The 19,078-nt window shown below is 69.9% G+C and carries 18 protein-coding genes; 12 read left to right on the top strand and 6 right to left on the bottom strand.

Features of this window, described 5'->3' with window-relative positions; all coding sequences use genetic code 11:
- Window positions 1-23: 23 nt before the first annotated feature.
- Window positions 24-1,259 (top strand): FAD-dependent monooxygenase, encoded by a 1,236-nt coding sequence (locus ISP_RS23100; protein WP_013226160.1) that lies wholly within the window; start codon window positions 24-26, stop codon window positions 1,257-1,259.
- A 21-nt stretch (window positions 1,260-1,280) separates the two neighbouring features.
- Here the strand turns inward: ISP_RS23100 and ISP_RS23105 are convergent, their stop codons facing one another.
- Together ISP_RS23105 and ISP_RS23110 are read right to left on the bottom strand one after the other, a co-directional pair.
- Window positions 1,281-1,730, bottom strand: a complete 450-nt coding sequence (locus tag ISP_RS23105; RefSeq protein WP_013226161.1) for an HIT family protein — start codon at window positions 1,728-1,730, stop codon at window positions 1,281-1,283.
- Between the two features lie 10 nt (window positions 1,731-1,740).
- Window positions 1,741-2,859 (bottom strand): helix-turn-helix domain-containing protein, encoded by a 1,119-nt coding sequence (locus ISP_RS23110; protein ID WP_013226162.1) that lies wholly within the window; start codon window positions 2,857-2,859, stop codon window positions 1,741-1,743.
- Window positions 2,860-3,037: 178 nt separating this feature from the next.
- On the opposite strand from ISP_RS23110, the gene ISP_RS23115 reads away from it, so the two are divergent.
- A complete protein-coding gene (locus ISP_RS23115) occupies window positions 3,038-4,303 on the top strand; it encodes a YncE family protein (RefSeq protein ID WP_013226163.1) in 1,266 nt (421 codons plus the stop codon).
- 3 nt (window positions 4,304-4,306) lie between these two features.
- Here the strand turns inward: ISP_RS23115 and ISP_RS23120 are convergent, their stop codons facing one another.
- Together ISP_RS23120 and ISP_RS23125 are read right to left on the bottom strand one after the other, a co-directional pair.
- A complete protein-coding gene (locus ISP_RS23120; RefSeq protein ID WP_230468902.1) occupies window positions 4,307-4,720 on the bottom strand; it encodes a DUF5655 domain-containing protein in 414 nt (137 codons plus the stop codon).
- A gap of 119 nt (window positions 4,721-4,839) precedes the next feature.
- Complete coding sequence (locus ISP_RS23125; RefSeq protein WP_013226165.1) at window positions 4,840-5,304, bottom strand: MarR family winged helix-turn-helix transcriptional regulator; 465 nt, start codon at window positions 5,302-5,304, stop codon at window positions 4,840-4,842.
- Between the two features lie 221 nt (window positions 5,305-5,525).
- On the opposite strand from ISP_RS23125, the gene ISP_RS23130 reads away from it, so the two are divergent.
- Window positions 5,526-6,233 carry a DUF4142 domain-containing protein gene (locus ISP_RS23130; RefSeq protein ID WP_013226166.1) on the top strand — a complete coding sequence of 236 codons (708 nt, stop codon included), beginning with the start codon at window positions 5,526-5,528 and terminating at the stop codon, window positions 6,231-6,233.
- 104 nt (window positions 6,234-6,337) lie between these two features.
- Here the strand turns inward: ISP_RS23130 and ISP_RS23135 are convergent, their stop codons facing one another.
- Complete coding sequence (locus tag ISP_RS23135; RefSeq protein WP_013226167.1) at window positions 6,338-8,122, bottom strand: sigma-54-dependent Fis family transcriptional regulator; 1,785 nt, start codon at window positions 8,120-8,122, stop codon at window positions 6,338-6,340.
- A 137-nt stretch (window positions 8,123-8,259) separates the two neighbouring features.
- Here ISP_RS23135 and ISP_RS23140 point away from each other — a divergent pair, with 137 nt between their 5' ends.
- The 9 genes from ISP_RS23140 (at window position 8,260) to groL (ending at window position 17,338) form a co-directional block, all read left to right on the top strand.
- The gene (locus ISP_RS23140; protein ID WP_013226168.1) at window positions 8,260-8,499 is read left to right on the top strand and encodes a hypothetical protein; all 240 of its coding nucleotides are present in this window, start codon (window positions 8,260-8,262) and stop codon (window positions 8,497-8,499) included.
- A gap of 105 nt (window positions 8,500-8,604) precedes the next feature.
- Window positions 8,605-10,254, top strand: a complete 1,650-nt coding sequence (locus ISP_RS23145; protein WP_013226169.1) for a ferritin family protein — start codon at window positions 8,605-8,607, stop codon at window positions 10,252-10,254.
- Window positions 10,255-10,270: 16 nt separating this feature from the next.
- Window positions 10,271-11,299 (top strand): NADH:ubiquinone reductase (Na(+)-transporting) subunit F, encoded by a 1,029-nt coding sequence (locus ISP_RS23150; RefSeq protein WP_013226170.1) that lies wholly within the window; start codon window positions 10,271-10,273, stop codon window positions 11,297-11,299.
- Window positions 11,300-11,307: 8 nt separating this feature from the next.
- A complete protein-coding gene (locus tag ISP_RS23155; protein ID WP_013226171.1) occupies window positions 11,308-12,477 on the top strand; it encodes a ferritin family protein in 1,170 nt (389 codons plus the stop codon).
- Entirely contained in the window at window positions 12,474-12,845 is a 372-nt protein-coding gene (gene mimD / locus ISP_RS23160; RefSeq protein WP_013226172.1) for a propane 2-monooxygenase effector subunit MimD, read from the top strand. Before ISP_RS23155 ends, mimD begins: the two co-directional genes overlap by 4 nt.
- Before the next feature lie 35 nt (window positions 12,846-12,880).
- A complete protein-coding gene (locus ISP_RS23165) occupies window positions 12,881-13,918 on the top strand; it encodes an amidohydrolase family protein (protein WP_013226173.1) in 1,038 nt (345 codons plus the stop codon).
- Window positions 13,915-14,613, top strand: a complete 699-nt coding sequence (locus tag ISP_RS23170; RefSeq protein ID WP_013226174.1) for an iron-sulfur cluster assembly protein — start codon at window positions 13,915-13,917, stop codon at window positions 14,611-14,613. The genes ISP_RS23165 and ISP_RS23170 overlap by 4 nt, the downstream gene beginning before the upstream one ends.
- Window positions 14,610-15,635 carry an NAD(P)-dependent alcohol dehydrogenase gene (locus ISP_RS23175; protein ID WP_013226175.1) on the top strand — a complete coding sequence of 342 codons (1,026 nt, stop codon included), beginning with the start codon at window positions 14,610-14,612 and terminating at the stop codon, window positions 15,633-15,635. The genes ISP_RS23170 and ISP_RS23175 overlap by 4 nt, the downstream gene beginning before the upstream one ends.
- An 11-nt stretch (window positions 15,636-15,646) precedes the next feature.
- Window positions 15,647-17,338 (top strand): chaperonin GroEL, encoded by a 1,692-nt coding sequence (groL, locus tag ISP_RS23180; RefSeq protein ID WP_013226176.1) that lies wholly within the window; start codon window positions 15,647-15,649, stop codon window positions 17,336-17,338.
- Between the two features lie 86 nt (window positions 17,339-17,424).
- On the opposite strand, the gene ISP_RS23185 is transcribed toward groL, so the two are convergent.
- Window positions 17,425-18,834, bottom strand: a complete 1,410-nt coding sequence (locus tag ISP_RS23185) for a tetratricopeptide repeat protein (RefSeq protein WP_013226177.1) — start codon at window positions 18,832-18,834, stop codon at window positions 17,425-17,427.
- Between the last annotated feature and the right edge of the window lie 244 nt (window positions 18,835-19,078).

Genomic DNA, 19,078 nt, shown 5'->3' on the forward strand with positions numbered 1-19,078 from the left:
CGGCCCCGCCGATGCTTCGGGGCATGACGAAGAACATCCTGATCTCCGGCGCCGGCGTCGCCGGCCCCGCCCTCGCCTTCTGGCTGCACCACCACGGTTTCCACGCCACGGTCGTCGAGCGCGCCCCGAGCCTGCGCGAAGGCGGCTACAAGGTCGACATCCGCGGCGTCGCGGTCGACGTCGTCCGCCGGATGGGCCTGCTGGAGCAGGTGCACGCGGCGAGCACCGACATGCGCGGCGCGGCGTTCGTGAACAAGCGCGGCAAGCAGCTGGCCACCCTCGACGCGGACACGTTCGGCTTCCGCCACGGCGACGACACCGAGATCCTGCGCGGCGACCTGGCCCGCATTCTGCACGACGCCACGCGCTCGACCACCGAGTACGTCTTCGGCGACTGGATCACCGGGCTCGACCAGCGTCCCGACGGCGTCGAGGTGACGTTCGCCCACGGCGCACCCCGCCGGTTCGACCTGGTGGTCGGCGCGGACGGCCTGCACTCCGGCGTCCGCGCCCTGGCGTTCGGCCCGGAGGAGGACTTCCTGCGCCGCTTCGACGCCTACATCTCGATCTCGACGGTGCCCAACAGCTTCGAGCTGGACCGCTGGGAGCTGCTGCATTCGGCGGCGCCGGGCAAGATGGTGAACGTCTACAGCACCGCGCGGGCAGCCGACGCGAAGGCGGCGTTCTGGTTCAGCGCACCTCCGCTGACCTACGACCGCCGCGACGTCGACGGCCAGAAGGACCTGGTGGCGGACCGGTTCGCGGATCTGGGCTGGGAGATCCCGGCGCTGCTGGAGGCGATGCGCGAGGCGGACGACTTCTACTTCGACCCGGTGTGCCAGATCGTGATGGACAGTCTGTCGGCGGGCCGGGTGACGCTGCTCGGCGACGCGGGCTACTGCGCGTCACCGGCCTCGGGCCAGGGCACGAGCCTGGCGCTGGTGGGCGCGTATGTGTTGGCGGGCGAGCTGGCTTCGGACTTTTCGCAGGCGCTGACCCGGTACGAGGCCTTGATGCGGCCGTTCATCGAGAAGAACCAGGCCCTGGCGAAGACGGCGTTGCGCGGGATCATCCCGCAGTCCCGGGCGTTCGCGTGGTTCAACACCCGGATGATCAAGCTGATGCCGTACCTGCCGGGCCGCAACCGCGTCCTGGAGCAGATGTCCCGCCCGATCCGGGAAGCGGCGAATGCCTTGGAACTGAAGGACTACGCGGCCGTCAGTGCCGGGGATCGGGTCGGCGACGGGTATCCGCGGTGATCACAAGGCCTGAGACAAGGCCTAACGCGCCGCCCGGACCTTCGCCGCGACCTCCGTCAGCTCCTCCTTCGTCCGCACCCGCCAGTCGGCGTTCATCACGAAGCCGTCGCCCGCGAAGCGGGGGATCACGTGCAGGTGGACGTGGGGGATCTCCTGGCCCGCCGCCTTGCCGTCGGCCAGGAACAGGTTGATCGCCTCGCACTGCAGGTCCGTGCGCCGCAACGCCGCCGCCAGCGCCTGGGCGATCGTGAACATCCGCGCGCCGGCGGGCGCCGGGAGCGAAGCCAGGTCCGCGTGGTGGGCCCGGGGCAGCACCAGCAGGTGTCCGGTGGTGACCGGGCGGAGGTCGACGATCGCGACGAAGTCGTCGTCTTCGTGGACGAAGGCCGCCGGGGCCTGGCCCGTGCCGATCGCGCAGAAAACGCATTCTCCGCTGGACGTGGTCGCGGGCATGCGGCGAAGTTCGGCCATGCGGGTGACCCTAGCGGTCGCCGAGCCAGTGGTGCAGCGCCCACCACGACCGGACGGCGTCGAGGACGCGGCCGCAGCTGTTCTCCGTCAGGGCCAGCGGGGTGAGCTCGGCCAGCCGGTCGAGGCGGTACCGGACCGTGTTGGGGTGCAGGTGCAGCGCCTCCGCCGTGGGGCGCAGGCGCTGGCCGTGGTCGAGGTAGGCCAGCGCCGTCGCGGCCAGCTCGCGGTGGAACGCGTTGGCCGGGTCGAGCGCGCCGAGCACGCCGGCCGTGAGCAGGTCCGCCAGAAGCGGCTGGGCCGTCAGCGCGATTTCGCCCGCCAGCTCGGTGAGGTCGTGGTGACCGGGGCCGGCGATCCGGGCCGCAGCCGTGCAGAGCCGGTGCACCTCCCGCAGCTCGGACAGCGCGGCCGGGGGCGCGACGACCACCAGGACCCCGTCGGCGAGGGCGACGCCGGCGGGCGGGCGCGCCGCCAGCCCGGTCAGCCTGCCCTCGACCAGCCCGTACACCCCGCCGAACTCGAGCAGCGCCTGTTCCAGGGTGCGCGCCCGCGCCGGGTCGCTGACGTCGGACACCACGCAGGAATACCGGCCTTCGGGACGCAGCCCCGCCTGCCGGAGCTCTTCCGGCGTGGGCGGGTGCCCGGCGAGCAGCAGGGTGCGCAGCAGCTGGGTCCGCGCGTCGCGGACCGTCCGCGACAGCTGGATCTCGGCGGCGTGGTAGCCCTTGACGATGTGCCGCTCCAGCGCGCCGGTGTAGCGCTCGGCGTCGAGGATGGTCTCGAGGATGACGTCGTCGGGCAGGCCCGCCGCCCGCGCGCGTTCGACGGCGAAGCGGGCCGCGAGCGTGCGGCCGGCCTGGACCCCGCGCAGCAGGTCGGTGAGCGGAACGCCTTGCGCGGCCCGGTCGGCGCCCAGCGCCTCGGCGGTGGTGTAGTCCGCGGTGTCGGGGTTCGTCGTGGCGCGCAACGCGGCCGAGAGCAGGAACTGGACGTGCCGCCGGTTCTCGGCTTCCGGCAGCCGCGCGACCGCGGGGGACTGGCTCCGCGCGGCCTTCACCAGCTCGTTCACGACGGTGTCATCGGCGGCCATCGCGTCCAGCACCTGCCGGAGCAGCGGTGAGGCCGGCACGGCACCCCTCCCGTTGTGGCAGGGCCACAACACCGCGTCCGCGATGTTGGGCGAGCGGCCCTACCGGAGCGGCTCCGGTGGCCGGTTATCGTGACAATACCGGACAGTAACCCCGTTCCTTCGCGAAATCCATCGCCTCCAGGTCACCACACCTCTTCAGCGTCGAAAGGTGTCTCCCGTGCGCAATCCCCCGGTCCGCCGGAACCGCTCGTACCTCTCGCGCCTGGCCTGCCTCACCGCGTCGGTCGCCCTGCTGGCGACCGGCGCCGCGGTGCCGGCGACCGGCGCCGCGGCCGCCCTGCGGGAGGTGATGTTCGTCGGCAACAACTGGGAAGGCACGGCGGACGTCATCCAGTCGCGCGGCTCGTTCGCCCGCATCGGGCGGGTGAACATCATCCCCGACAAGGACCAGCGCCTGACGGAGATCTACCTCAACCCGATCAAGCTGGCCTTCTTCCTCGGCATCCGCAACGGGCCCGGCGAAGGGCACGACCAGTTCGTCGACGACATGTACACGACGCCGGACGGCGGTTCGGTGGTGGCGTCGCGGCCGAGTTTCGCCGACGTCGTCTCGATCAACCTGACGACCGGCCGGATCAACTGGCGCTTCCCGGTGTCGGGCTTCCGCTCCGACCACATGGCGGTCTCGCCCGACGGCCGCCGCGTCGCCGTCTCCGCCTCGACGTCGAACACCGTGCACGTGCTGGACATCGTCACCGGCCAGCAGTTGGGCTCGTTCGCCACCGGGGACAAGCCGCACGAGAACGTCTTCACCGACGGCGGCCGGTACCTGTGGAACATGTCGATCGGCAACGTCGACACCGACCTCGACGACCCGGGCTGGGACTTCACCAAGGGGGACCGGCACATCACCGTCGTCGACACCGCGACGTTCCAACAGGTCAAGGTGATCGACATGCGCCAGCGGCTGGACGCCTTCGGCCGCAGTGACCTTTCGGACGCCGTGCGCCCGGTCGCGTTCACCCCGGACGAGTCGAAGCTGTACTTCCAGGTGTCGTTCTTCAACGGCTTCGTGGAGTACGACGTCGCCACCGACAAGATCACCCGGATCAAGGAACTGCCGAAGAACCCGGCCACCAGCGACGATCGCAAGACCTTCGTCAACGACTCACGCCACCACGGCCTGTCGATGAACCCGGCCGGCACCAAGCTCTGCGTCGCCGGAACCATGGACGACTACGCCACGGTCGTCGACCGCGCGTCCCTGCAGCAGGGGACACTGGTGCCCGCGGTGAAGCCGTACTGGGCGACGGTGAGCGGCGACGGCAAGGCCTGCGTGATTTCGGAGGCCGGCGCCGACCAGGTCACCGCCATCGACTTCGCGACCGGGCAGAAGCTCGTTTCGGTGCCGGTGGGCGACCACCCGCAGCGGGTCCGCATCGGCCACGTGCCCGACGGCTGGACGGGACCCACGGGTTCCTGAACCTCAGGAGACGGCGAAGGCCGCGGTCAGCCAGCCGCGGACTTCGTCGTCCACATCGGACACCGCACGCAGGCTGAGCTTGTGCCCGACCCGCGGCCCGCTCGCCCAGCTCGCCGGGGCGATGCGGGCCGTTTCGACGGGACTCGGCAGCCACAGGTACACCAGCACGTCCCGCGAGCGCGGCCGCAGCTCGGCCAGCTTCCGGTCCCGCTTCAGGAACACCCCGACCTTGACGGCGTCCTCGTGGACGTCGCCGAGGGTGCGCAGGTGCTCGAGCACCGCGTCGTAGACCGAACGCTGCCACGGCGCCTTGCCGGCGAAGGTCTCCTCGACCGTGCAGCCGGGGACGCAGGTGTGCCCCTGGCCGGCGCGCGCGAACTCGCGGTCGCAGCGCGGGCACGTCCACCGGGTCGGCATGCCGTCCAGGATGGCACTCACAGTGCCGATCGGTGCCAATCCGACCACAGTCACGGCCGAATGACTTCGTGGCAACGGTTACGTGTCGCTTGGGGGTCGGCCTGCTTTTGGGCGGCTTCTCACAGCGCCGCCGGGCCGAGCGCCGGGATGGTGGCGGCCGCGTGCACCAGCTGCCGGGCCGCCTCGCCCGCGGCCTTCCGCTGCGCCGGCGGCAGCTTGTCCAGCAGCGCGCCCAGCGCGGCCTGCCGCCGCTCGAGCATCCGCGCCACGATCTCGTGCCCGGTTTCGGTGACCTCCAGCGTGACGACGCTGCGGTTGCCGGGGCTGCGGCCGCGAGCCACGTGGCCGAGGGCTTCCAGGCGGTCGGCCAGCCGCGTCACCGAGGACGCGTTGACGCCCATCGCCGCCGCCAGCTGCGAGCTCGGGACCCGGCCGAGGCGGTCGAGGATCAGCAGCAGCCGCGTCTGCGGGAACGACACCTCCGGCGGCGCCGCGTGCGCGCACTCCCACGCGATCCCGACCAGGACCACGGTGAGGTTGTCGAGGGCGGCCACGTCCGGGCCGGCGTCTTCGAGGGTTTGCATGGCGCAATACTTGCCAGTCGCAAGAGCATCGGTCAAGATGGACATCCCCGGCGTTCGCCGCGGTGTCCGGCCGGCTCGGCCGTCGCTTCCTTTTTTCGTGGCCGATGGCTGTCCGCTGCACTGATTCCGTTGGCACGTGAGACATTCATAAGGATTTCGCTGAACCTCCGCGTGACGGCATCCGTGTTCCCGGTACCGAACTGCCATCAGAAGGAGGAACCATGCCGGATCACCGTGGCATGACCGGCCGCGCCAAGGCCCGGACCGCGCTGGTCGTCGTGGCCACGCTCGCCGTGGTCGGCATCGGCTCGGTCATGGTGCTGAACGCGAGCGCCCAGACCGCGCCCGGCTCGACGCAGGCGCAGGTCCCGGCGCACGACATGGCCGGCATGCAACCGGGTTCGGCCGCCCAGCTCGCGGCCACGAACGACGTGGCGGGCGCCGGGCCGGTCACCGAGCTCGACAAGACGTTCCTGGTCAAGGTCCGCCAGGCGGGGCTCTGGGAGATCCCCGCGGGCGACCTCGCGCAGACCCACGCCAGCAGCGAACAGGTGAAGCGGGCCGGGCTGCACCTGCTGGACGGGCATTCCCACCTCGATCAGCTCGTCCGCGAGGACGCGAAGATCCTCGGCGTGACGCTGCCGGACCAGGCCACCGCCGAACAGCAGGGCTGGGTCCGCCAGCTGACCGACGCCCAGGGCCTGGAGTTCGACAAGCTGTTCGCGAACCTGCTCCGCGCCTCGCACGGCAAGATCTTCGCGACCATCGCCGAAGTCCGGGCCGGCACGCAGAACGACGTCATCCGGCGGCACGCGACGCAGGCGAACCAGACCGTCCTCGACCACATGACGGTCCTGGAGGACACCGGGCTGGTCGACGCGAAGACGATCGCCGACGTCGCGGCGGCGGTGAACCCGCCGGCGAAGTGACGTCTCTCCTGGGGGAGGACGACACGGGCTCCCGCATGCAGTGAATGACTCATTCCTGACGTCCGACGCCAGGAATGAGTCATTCACTGCATCGATGCCGGCGGCTACCGGGCCGGCGGCACGATGCCGTACTCGTGGATCTTGCGGTAGATCGTCGCCCGGGAGATGCCCAGCAGCTTCGCCGCCCTGACCTTGTTGCCGTCCGCGTCTTCCAGGCACCGCACGATGGCGTCCCGCTCGATCGACTCGAAGCGGTTCAGCGGCCGCCGGGTCACCGCGTGGAACTCCGCCGGGAGGTCGCCGGGGCGGATGGTGCCCGCGCGGCGGCGCTGGGCCACCTTGCGCAGCACCTGGTGGAGCTGGCCGGTGTTGCCCGGCCACTCCGCCCGCATCAGCAGGTGCAGGGCGGCGGCCGAACACGTCAGCCTGCCGCCGTAGCCGAGCTTGCTCAGCACCAGCGGGACGAGCTCCGCGAGGTCTTCGACGTGGTGGCGCAGCGGCGGCACGTGCACCGTCCGGGGGAAGAACTTCAGCAGCTCGGCCAGCGCCGGATCGGTCTCGGCCTCCGGCACGAGGGTGACCACCACCCAGGGCGCGCGGGGATCCTCGCGCAGGATCCGCAGGGCTGCGGCCAGCGCGGTGGCCGCCGGCGCCGTCAGCCGGTCGGCGTGCCGGATCACCAGCGTGCGGATCGGGGCTTGGGCGTGTTCGCGCGGCAGCGCGGCCCAGTCCGTGCCGGGCGCCGTGTCGACGGTCAACAGCCGGGCCGCCGGGTGGTGGCGCTGGTGCAGGCCCTTCGCCAGGGTCAGCTTGCCGGTCCCGGCCTCGCCTTCGAGGGCGACCCACTCGCCGCGCTGGTGGCCGGTGTCGAGGTCGTGCCCGCAGCGCAGCCACAGCGGCGCCGAGCCGACGACCCCCGGCAGGTACATGGGCAGCATCGGCGTCGGGACGGCCAGGGTCTCCTCGGCGTCGATCAGCTTCACCGACAGCACGCCGCCCGCGGTCTCGGATTCGCGCCGGCCCTCGATGCGGCGGCAGAACACGCGGACGCGCAACCCGCTGGAGAGCGACAGAGTCGCCGGGGTCCGCCGTCCTTCGGCCAGCGCCTCGGTGGCGTGGCCGAGCAGCACCGACTGGTCGGCCGGGTCGAGCAGCTGCCGGGCCCGGTCGTTCATCATCACGATGTCCTCGTTGAACGCCAGCACGATGCCCGTCCACCGGCGGCAGGTCTGCAAGTAGGCCTGGAAGAGCATCATCTCCCGCAGGTCACTGTGCCGCAGCAGGGCCTGGCGGACCTGCTCGGCCGTCGAGCGGGCCAGCGCGACGAGCAGGCCGCCCGCGTCCTTGTACCAGCAGGTGAGGTCGACGGCGCCGACCTTCTTGCCCGAAATCGGGTGGTGGATCGGCACCCCCGCGCAGGCCAGGTTCTCCAGGTGCTCGGCGTAGTGCTCGTGCCCGAACACCGTCGTCGGGCGGCCGTCCTCCAGCGCGGTGCCGATGCCGTTCGTGCCGACGGACTGCTCGCCGTAGCTGAACCCGGGCACCAGCTCGACGCGCTCCAGGTGCCGGGCCAGGTCGGCGTCCCCGGTCCGCTGGGTGAGCACGACGCCGCTGGGGTCGGTGAGGATGAGGCTGATCGGCTGGCCCTCGAACTGCTCGCCCAGCTTGTGCAGCACCGGTTCGGCGCCGCGCATGAGCGGGACGTCGAGGTTCCGGTCGCCGAGGTAGAGCGGGTCGATCCGGTCGGCCTCGACCTGGAACTCCCGCGACCGCCGCCACGAGGCCAGGATCGTCGGCCGGACGGTATCCGCGGGGACCGCTTCGGCGGTCAAGAACCGCACCCGGGTGCGGGCGAGTTCGTCGTCGGCGACCAAGGCCATCTCGTCCACGCGACCTCCAGTTCCCCGCGGCCCACGTGGGTGCGGGCACACCCGTTGTGCCGCCCGTCCAGCGTAGGCGCGCGCGGCCCGGGCCGGTGTCTCAAATTGAGACGCTCCCGGTGCCGCGGCGGCGGTGCGATGGGGGCATGGCCGCCGAGACGTACAACCCCTGGACGATCGTCAACCTGGTCTTCACGCACCTGGCCGAGCAGGGCCTGCACCCGGAGCTCGGCGCGGCGGGCCACCCCGGCGAGCCCGCCGCCGCGCTGCTGCGCGCGTTCGGGATCGTCCCCACCGTCGAGGGTGACGCCCGCGTGCAGACGGGGATCCACGACGAGCTGGCCGGGCTGCGCGCGCGGCTGCTCGACGCCGGCGAAACACCCTGAGCAGCGGTTCTGTCTCAGATTGAGACCCGCGGCGCCCGCGCGTGGCCGCCTAATGGTCAACGCAGGACGCCCTGGGCGGCGAGCTCAGGAGACAAGGAGTGATCCATGAGTCGCCAGAGTGTGGCGAAAGCCCACCAGAAGATCCAGGAACTGTCGTGGGAACCGGCCTACCACACCCCGGTTTCGCACTACGGCACCGACTACACCTTCCGGAAGGCCAAGAAGAAGGACCCGCTGAAGCAGGTCCTCCGCTCGTACTTCCCGATGCAGGAGGAAAAGGACCACCGGGTCTACGGCGCCGAGGACGGCGCGATCCGCGGCAACATGTTCCGCCAGGTCCAGGAGCGCTGGCTGGAGTGGCAGAAGCTGTTCCTGTCGATCATCCCGCTGCCGGAGATCTCCGCGGCGCGGGCGATGCCGCTGCTGTTCCGCACGGTCCCGAACCCGGAACTGCACAACGGCCAGGCGATCCAGATGATCGACGAGGTCCGGCACTCGACGATCCAGCAGAACCTCAAGCGCCTGTACATGCAGAACTACATCGACCCGGCGGGCTTCAACTCGAGCCTGCGCAACTTCCAGAACGACTACTGCGGCACCATCGGCCGCCAGTTCGCCGAAGGCTTCATCACCGGCGACGCCATCACCGCGGCGAGCATCTACCTCACGATCGTCGCGGAAACGGCGTTCACGAACACGCTGTTCGTCGCCATGCCGGCCGAGGCCGCCGCGAACGGCGACTACCTGCTGCCGACGGTGTTCCACTCGGTGCAGTCCGACGAGTCCCGCCACATCAGCAACGGCTACGCGACCCTGCTGATGGCGCTGTCGGACGAGAGCAACCACCAGCTGCTCGAACGCGACCTGCGGTACGCGTGGTGGAACAACCACGCCGTCGTCGACGCCGCGATCGGCACGTTCATCGAATACGGCACCAAGGACCGCCGCAAGGACCGCGAGAGCTACGCGGAAATGTGGCGCCGCTGGATCTACGACGACTACTACCGCAGCTACCTCGTCCCGCTCGAGAAGTACGGCCTGGTGATCCCGCACGACCTGATCGAAGAAGCGTGGAACCGGATCTGGAACAAGGGTTACGTCCACGAAGTCGCGCAGTTCTTCGCCACCGGGTGGCTCGCCAACTACTGGCGCATCGACCCGATGACCGACGAAGACTTCGAGTGGTTCGAGTACAAGTACCCGGGCTGGTACGACAAGTACGGCAAGTGGTGGGAGAACTACAACCGCCTCGCGACGCCGAACGGGCACCACCCGATCGTCGCCGAGGACGTCGACTACGTGTACCCGCACCGGTGCTGGACCTGCATGGTGCCGTGCCTGATCCGCGAGGACATGGTGGTCGACGAGGTCGACGGCCAGCACCGGACGTACTGCTCGGAGACCTGCCGCTGGACCGACGCCGAGGCGTTCCGGCCCACCTACCAGGGCCGCAACACCCCGAACATGGGCCAGCTGGTCGGCGCCCGCGAGTGGGAGACGCTCTACCACGGCTGGAACTGGGCCGACGTCGTCTCCGACATGGGCTTCGTCCGCGACGACGGCAAGACCATGGTCGCCCAGCCGCACCTGAACCTGGACCCGAAGAAGATGTGGACGCTCGACCACCTGCGCCGGATGCCCGAGGTGCAGTCGCCGAACGTGCTGCTCAACCGGATGACCGCCGAGCAGCGCGCCGCCTTCGTGGCCGACTACAACCGCCAGGGCCCGGCCGGGCGCCCGGCACCGCAGGCCTGACGAGGAAGGGCCCGGCATGGCGGAAAAGCACCGCGTCCGGTTCGAGCCGGTCGGGATCGAGATCGACGTCGCCGAGGACCAGACGATCCTGCGGGCCGCCGCCGAGCAGGGCGTCATGCTCATGCACGGCTGCAAGGAAGGGCAGTGCGCGGCTTGCAAGTCGTTCCTCCTCGACGGCGACGACGTCGAACACGACCGGTACTCGACCTTCGCGCTCCCCGACTACGAAAAGGAGGAAGGCTTCACGCTGTTGTGCCGGGCCCACGCCTACGAAGACCTGACGATCGAGCTGCTCAACTACGACGAGGAGATGATCCAGTCCGGCCTGCCGATCCAGGAGGCCGAGGTCGAGGTCGTTTCGAACGAGAACGTGACGCACGATCTCCGGCACCTGGTGGTGCGGCTGGACGGCGACCTCAAGTTCTTCCCCGGCCAGTACCTGGACTTCGCGATCCCGGGCACCGAGGAGACGCGGTCGTTTTCGATGGCCAACACCTCGGCCCGCGAGGGGTTGCTGGAGTTCGTCATCAAGATCTACCCCGACGGGCTGTTCTCCCGGTTCCTCGACGCCGAAGTCGCGGTCGGCGACCGGCTCCGGGTGACCGGCCCGTTCGGGGTGTTCACCCTCCGGGACAACCCGGGCAAGGACCTCGTGTTCGTCGGCGGCGGGGCCGGGATGGCGCCGATCCTGGCGCTGCTGCGGTCCATGGCCGAGCGCGGCCTGGACCGGAAGGCGACCTTCTACTACGGCGCCCGCCGCCGCCGCGACCTCTGCTTCGAGGCGGAACTGCGGGAGCTGGAAGCGAAACTGCCCGGCTTCCGGTACGTCCCCGCGCTGTCCGAGCCGGGCGACGACGACTGGACCGGCGAAACCGGCTTCGTCACCGACGTCCTGCGCCAAGCCGGCCTCGACCTGACCGGCGCCGACGCTTACGTCTGCGGGCCGCCGCCGATGGTCGAGGCGGCGCTGGAGCTGCTGCCCGCGCTCGGCGTCGACGGCAAGCGCGTCTTCTACGACAAGTTCACCACCACGGGCGAAGGGTAAGGAAACCCATGACAGCCACCTCCGAACGCAGCGTGCCGAAGCCGGCGTTCACCGACGCCGAAGCGGGCGCGAAGGTCTTCCCGGACTCCACTGCCCGCCAGTACAACTACTTCACCCCGGCCAAGCGCAAGCAGAGCCACTACGAGGACGTCACCGTCGAGGTCCAGCCCGACCCGCGGCACTACCTGTCCCAGGGCTGGCTCTACGCCTTCGCCGATGGCCAGGCCGGATACCCGCTGGAATGGACCGCGCTGAAGGCGTGGGGTTCGGACCGCCCGGTGCCCGAACGCAGCCCCGGGTCCGGCGGCAAGGGCTACGACTGGCCGGCGCACGGCTGGCACGAGTTCCGCGACCCGAACGAGGAGTGGGAACTCACCCTCTACCGCTACAACGCGAACGTCGTGCGCCAGCTCAACCAGAACATCGACGCCGCGCGCCAGGCCAAGGCGTTCGAGCAGTGGAACCGGAACTGGGTGGACTTCGTCGCCAAGCACGTCGGCGCGTGGATGCACGTCGACCACGGCTTGGGCTTGTACTTGTTCGCGAACGCCAACCGCCGCGCGCCGACGAACATGCACAACAACGCGATCTCGGTCAACAGCATGCACCGCATCCGCGCGGCGCAGGACCTGGCGCTGTACAACCTGACGCTCACCGAGGAGATCGAGGGCTTCGACGGCACGGCCCACCTGGCCACCTGGAACGAGGACCCGGCCTGGCAGGGCGTGCGGGACACCGCCGAGCAGCTGACCGGGATCTGGGACTGGTGCGAGGCGATCTTCGCCGCGAACGTCGTCTTCGAGCCCCTGGTCGGCGAGCTGTTCCGCAGCAACCTCGTCCAGCAAGCCGCGCCCGCGAACGGCGACTTCGTCACCCCGACGCTGATCGGCGCCGAAGAGTTCGACTTCTCCGAACGCGACCTCCGCTACACCAAGCCGCTGTTCCACCTGCTGATCAACGACAAGGAGTTCGCCGACCACAACAAGGCGCTGCTGCAGAAGTGGCTCGAGGACTGGGTGCCGCGGTGCATCGCCGCCGCCCGCGCGCTGCAGCCGCTGTGGTCGCAGCCCGACGCGAAGCCGATCCGGTTCGAGGACGGTCTCGACCGCGTGAAGAGCCGGTTCGCCGGCATCTTGTCCGAATTGGGCCTCAAGGCACCCGAGGAGCTGGGCCAGTGACTGTCTTCAAGACCGCGGAAAGCCCGTTCAAGGCCGACAACACCGCGTCCAACATGTGCGGGTTCACCCTGATGAACAACCAGGTCGGCGCGATCGTCGCGGAAGTGATGGGAACGAAGGACAACGTCACGATCACGCCACTGCCCTCGATGATCCGGGTCGACGCGGTCGGCCGCATGGACGTCGTCTACGCCGAGGTCGACGAAGCCGCCGGTGAGGAAGAAGGCTGGTTCAACGCGGCGGAGTTCGAGGAGAGCATGTCCACCCACTACGGGCGGATGATCCACGAAGACGACCGCACGATCATGTTCGCCAACCCCGAAGACGCGGCCGAATTCCTCGATTTCGACCTCAAGCCCGTTCGCTGAAGGTAAGCACTCGATCCCGCTCAGGAGGATCAACCATGTACGAAAAAGACGGCGAGAAATACTTCGTGGTGGACGCCCACACCCACTTCTGGGACGCGAGCCCGGACAACTGGGTGGAGGGCCAGGAGGAATACGCCAAGGGCTGGATCGAGTGCTTCCACGCCTACCAGGGACTGGGCCCGAAGGACACACACTGGCCGATCGACCGGTTCCAGAAGTACTCCGAGGAACTGATGATGCACGACCTCTTCGAGGTGGGGCACGTCGACAAGGCCATCTTCCAGCCGACCAACCTGCGGCAGTGGTACAAGACCGGCTTCAACACCACCGAGAACGACGGCGCGCTGGCCGAGAAGCACCCCGACAAGTTCCTCGTGAACACCACCTTCGACCCGCGGGAAGGCGACGCGGGCATGAAGGCGTTCGAAGAACGCGTCAAGCGCTACCACTGCAAGGGCGTCAAGCTCTACACGGCCGAGTGGCGTGGCGGCTCTCGCGGCTGGAGCCTGAAGGACCCCGCCGCGGCTCGCTACCTCGAGAAGTGCGAGGAGCTCGGCGTCACCAACGTCCACATCCACAAGGGACCGACGATCTGGCCGCTGGACAAGGACGCCTTCGACGTGTCCGATGTGGACCAGGTGGCGACGAGCTTCCAGGGCCTGAACTTCATCGTCGAGCACGTCGGCCTGCCGCGTATCGAGGACTTCTGCTTCATGGCCACCCAGGAGCGGAACGTCTACGCGGGGCTCGCCGTCGTCGTCGGCGGCCTGATGCACGCGCGCCCGAAGTTCTTCGCCAAGGTGATGGGCGAGCTGATGTTCTGGCTCGGCGAGGACAAGCTGATCTTCGGCGCGGACTACGCGATCTGGGAACCGAAGTGGCAGGTCGAGGGCTTCGTCGACTGGAACATGCCCGGCGACGACGAGCTGTCGGACTTCGCGCCGCTGACCGTCGACCAGAAGAAGAAGATCCTCGGGCTGAACGCCGCCCGCCTCTACGGCATCGACGTCCCCGAGGAGCTGCGGCTGACGGACCCGGAGAAGGTCGAGCCCGTCGGCGTGCCGAACTCATGACCGCCGTGGTGACCGGGGCCCGCGCCGCCGTGTGGGCGGCGCTGGGCACCGTCCGGGATCCCGAACTGGACGAACCCCTCACCGACCTCGGGTTCGTGGCCCGCTGCGAGGTGAGCGACGCGGGCCACGCCGTCGTCCGGCTGCGGCTGCCGACCTACTTCTGCGCGCCCAACTTCGCGTTCCTGATGGTGGCGGACGCCTACGACGCCGTGGCCGGGGTGCCGGGCCTGACCGGGCTCGACATCCGGCTCGACGACCACTTCGCGGCCGACGTCATCAACCGCGGGGTGGCCGCGCGGCAGGGGTTCGTCGCGTCGTTCGAAGGCGAGGCCGTCGACGAGCTCGACACCCTGCGGTACGACTTCGTCCGCAAGGCCGTCCTGGCCGGCACCGACCGCGTCTGCCGGTCCCTGGACGGTCGCGACCCGGGGAAGCTGACCCTCGGCGACATCCCGCGGAGCCCCGACGTGGACCGGTTGCGCGCCCGCCGCCGCGAGCTCGGCCTGCCCGCCGAGGACGGCGACCCGCTGCTGCTCGACCCCGCGACGGGGACGGCAGTAGCCCCGGCCGACGCGAAGCGGCACCTCGCTGTTGCCCGGCTGACGCGCACGAGCATGGAGGCCAACTCGGGCGTCTGCCGCGGCATGCTGCGCGCGCGGTACGCCCTGACCAGCGAAGAGGAGGGCACGGGATGAAGGCCGTGCGGCTGCAGAAGTACCACCAGCACCCGGTGATCGAAGACGTCCTCCAGCCGCGCGCCACCGGGCCGTTCGACGTCGTGGTCAAGATCGGCGGTGCCGGCGTCTGCCGCACCGACCTGCACATCATCGAGGAGCAGTGGGCCGAGAAGTCCGGCGTCGAACTGCCGTACACGATCGGGCACGAGAACGCGGGCTGGGTGCACGAGGTCGGCCCGGCGGTGACGAACGTCGAGGTCGGGGACACGGTCATCCTGCACCCGACGCCGACGTGCGGCCTGTGCCACGCCTGCCGCACGGGCGACGACATGCACTGCCCGAACGGGAGCTTCCCGGGCATCAGCAGCGACGGCGGGATGGCCGAATACCTGCTGACGTCGGCGCGGGCGTGCATCAAGCTCGACCCGTCGACCGAGCCTTCCGACGTGGCGGCGTTGGCTGACGCAGGGATCACCGCTTACCACGCGGTGCGCAAGGCCGTCCCGCACCTGTACCCGGGCACCGCCTGCGTCGTCAACGGCGCCGGCGGCCTCGGGCACATCGGCATCCAGTCGCTTCGCGCGTTGACCGCCGCCCGCGTGATCGTGGTGGACCGCAACGCCGACGCCCTCGAACTGGCGTCGACCTTGGGCGCGGATTTCACGGTGTTGGCCGACGGCAAGCAGGTCGAAGCCGTCCTCGACCTGACCGACGGCAACGGCGCCGAGGTCGTGCTCGACTTCGTCGCCGAGCAGGGCGCCCAGCAGGACGCCTTCGCGATGACCCGGCGTGCCGGGTCGCACTTCGTCATCGGCTACGGCTCGAACATCGAGATCCCGACGATCGACATCATCTCCACCGAGCGCAACATCATCGGCAACCTCGTGGGCACCTACAACGACCTGGCCGAGCTGATGGTGCTCGCCCAAGCCGGGAAGGTCACGCTCCACACGAAGAAGTACCCGCTGGACGCCGCGCTCGACGCGCTGGCCGACCTCGACGCCGGGCGCGTGCGCGGCCGGGCCATCCTCACCCCCTAGGAGCACCGCACATGGCGAAGGAACTGCGGTTCGGCGCGGAGGCCCGCGACCTGCTGCTGGCGGGCGTCGACAAGCTGGCCGAAGCGGTCAAGTCCACGTTGGGGCCCAAGGGCCGCAACGTGATCATCGAGAAGATCACCGGCTCGCCGGTGGTCACCAACGACGGCGTCACCATCGCGCGCGAGATCCACCTGAAGAACCAGTTCGAGAACATGGGCGCGCAGCTGGTCAAGGAAGCGGCGATCAAGACCAACGACGTCGTCGGCGACGGCACCACCACGGCCACCGTGCTCGCCCAGGCGATCGTCCGCGAAGGCATGCGAGCGATCTCCGCCGGCGGCAACCCGGTGCTCGTCAAGCGCGGCATCGACCACGCCGTCGGCCTGCTGGTCGCGCATCTGGAGAAGCGGGCGCACCCGGTGGTGTCCGAACAGGACTACGCGCGGGTGGCGGCGATCTCGGCCAACGACGACGACACGGTCGGCGCGGTCATCGCCAAGGCCCTGCACACCGTCGGCGACGGCGGGGTGGTGACGGTCGAGGAGTCGCCGACGATCGGCATGAGCGTCGACTTCGTCGAGGGCTTCGAGTTCGACAACGGCTACCTCTCGCCGTACCTGGTCACCGACCCGGGCCGGCTGGAGGCGGTGCTCGACGACCCGTACATCCTCATGTGCGCGGAGAAGATCACCAAGGTGCAGCAGCTGATGCCGTTGCTGGACAAGGTGATGCGCGCGCCCCGGCCGCTGGTGGTGATCGGCGAGACGGTCGAGGGCACGGCGCTGTCCATGCTGGTGCACAACCACCTGAACGGCACCTTCCAGTCGGTGGCCGTGCGCGCGCCCGGGTTCGGCGACCGGCGGCTGCACAAGCTGGAGGACCTCGCGGCCATCGTCGGTGGCGCGGTGCTCTCGCGGCAGTCCGGCTTCACGATGGAGACGATGACGCTGGAGCACCTCGGCCGGGCCAAGCAGGTCCGGGTCACCGAGAACCGCACGACGATCGTCGGCGGCGCGGGTTCTTCTTCCGCGGTCGATTTCCGGGTCGGCCAGCTGCGGGCCGAGCTGGAACGCGCACAGTTCGGCGTCGACGAGGACGTCCTGACCGAGCGGATCGGCGCCTTGACCGGCAAGGTCGCGGTGGTGCGGGTCGGCGCGGCCACCCCGGCCGAGCTGAAGGAGCTGCAGCACCGGGTCGAGGACGCCCTGTCGGCGACCCGGGCGGCGATGGCCGAGGGCATCGTGGCCGGCGGGGGAGCGGCACTGCTCCACGCCGAGAAGGCCCTGGAAGGACTCGGCCTGGAAGGCGACCAGGCGATCGGCGTCGAGATCGTGCGGCGGGCGCTGGCCGAACCGGCGTTCCTGATCGCGCACAACGCGGGCCACCCGGCCCACGAGATCGTCGCGCGCACCCGCGAGCTGGGTGACGACGAGGGCTTCGACGCCCTGTACGACCGCTACGGCGACATGATCGACCTCGGTGTCGTCGATCCGTTGCGGGTGTGCCGGTCCGCCGTGCAGAACGGGGCGTCGGTGGCCGGCCTGCTGCTCACGACGAACTCGCTGATCGCCGAGGAGCAGACCCCGTGGGGCGGCAGCGCGGCCCTGATGACCGAGTTCGGCCCGCTGGACGAAGGCCTGCACCAGCCGTCGCCGGACGCGAGCACGCCGCAGTCACTCGGGATGGGCCCCTCCGTGGGCTGAGCTTCGTCCGCTCTCGCCCGCGGAGAACGAAGGCCCCCTCGCCGATGTCCTGAGCCTCGGTGAGGGGGCCTTCCCGCGCTGCCGCGTCAATTCGTCCCGAGCGGGAGCTCCCGGCGGGCGGCGTGGACGACGTAGGGGTCGAGGTGCCAGTCGGAGCCGACCCGGACGGCGGCCGACCGGTCGCGCAGCAGTTTCATCGTGGCACCCACGTCGAAGGGTGCGTGGTGGCTCATCCCGGTCAAGTTCGCGGCCGAGAAGGTGGTCGTGCCGATCCGGTCGGCAAGCGACACGATGATCAGCTCGTCGGGCGTCATCCGATCGAGCACCCCGCGGGCGGGCGCGAAGATCGCCGCGGTGAGGGACCCCGTCATCGCCAGATCGTCCGCGAACGTGCGGTACGAGGCGAGGCCGTGCCGATCACGCAGGTGCCGCCCGACGGTGACCAGTGAAGCGGCGTGGTGACCCAGGCGGGCCGCCAGCTCGTCCCGTGAGAGCCGGTCGGCGCCGTCGTCCGGCTCGCGGTAGCTGTCCAGCAGCGCGGCCGCGTCGTCCGGCGGCAGCGGACCGACGTGCACGACCGGGAGTTCGTCGCGGAAGACGTCTTCCTCGCTGATCAGGACCACCCGGGACTCGGGACCGGGTGCCGGGAGCGCCGCGAGCAGGTCGGGGCCGATCCCGGCCGGAACGTCGTCGACCACCCACAGGCAACGCGCCGGCTCGGTGGCGGATCTGCGGGACCGTGCGCGGTCGCCGCGTCCCCTTGCCCGCGGACGTGTCGCCGGGTCGGGCGTCGCGGTCTCGAACCGGCGACGCAGGTCTCCGGGATCCGCGGTGGCACCCTCGAGGCTCAGCCAGCGCACCCCGCCCGGGTAGGCGGCGGCGAACCGCCACGCGTACGTCGTCACCAAGGCCGTCTTACCGGCTCCCGGCAGGCCGGACACCGCGGCGAAGGTGCCGCAGGCGGCCTCGTCGATCAACGGGAAGTCGGCCGAGTGCAATGCCGTGTGCAGATCCCAGAGCTCCCGGTAGCGCCCCAGGAACCGCCGGACCACGCCGATCCGGTGGGCCGGCCACGGTGGTGGCGAAACCGGGAGGACCGAGCCGATCGAGGTGTTGACCGCCGCGGCCCGCTTGGCTATCGCCTGCACCAGGTCGTTGTCGTCCCTGATCGCGAACTTGGCGTCGGCCAGCTGGACCGGGCGCAGGTGCCCGGTGTCCGGTGCCGGGTTGAGCACCATGATCCGCCCGCAGGGATCGCCTTCCTCCTCACCGGCCAGAAAGGCGAGCATCAGCTCGTGCTGGCAGGCGGCACGGTCGGCGTAGTCCGCCGAGTAGTAGGCGAGCAGCGTCTTCGACTCGCTCAAGGCTTCCCGGATACTGTCCGTGATGCCGGCGAAGAGCTCGATCTTCTCGTCGAAGAAGACACGCACCCCGAACGCGCGGAGGTTGTCTTCCAGCCGGCGACCGACCGAGCGGTCCTCGCCGGAAAAAGACAAGAAGACATCGTATTTGGGTTCAGGCAAGTCGGTCGGTCCTCCCGGGCTGAGGACTCGCTCACTCATCGTCAGAGGGAACGTCCGTCAGTCTTCGCCCATTTGTACCAGCGATCACCCTGTGTCGCGGCGTTCCATCGTTCCCTTCGCAGTTTGTAACGCCGATGGGTCGTAGCCGCGATCCCCCGCGCAGTGGCCATGGCCGAAGATGGAGGTTGCAGAGTGCAGGTACCGGCGGCCGGAGGAG

Origin of the sequence: Amycolatopsis mediterranei (genome assembly GCF_026017845.1) — a bacterium.
Taxonomy (GTDB): domain Bacteria; phylum Actinomycetota; class Actinomycetes; order Mycobacteriales; family Pseudonocardiaceae; genus Amycolatopsis; species Amycolatopsis mediterranei.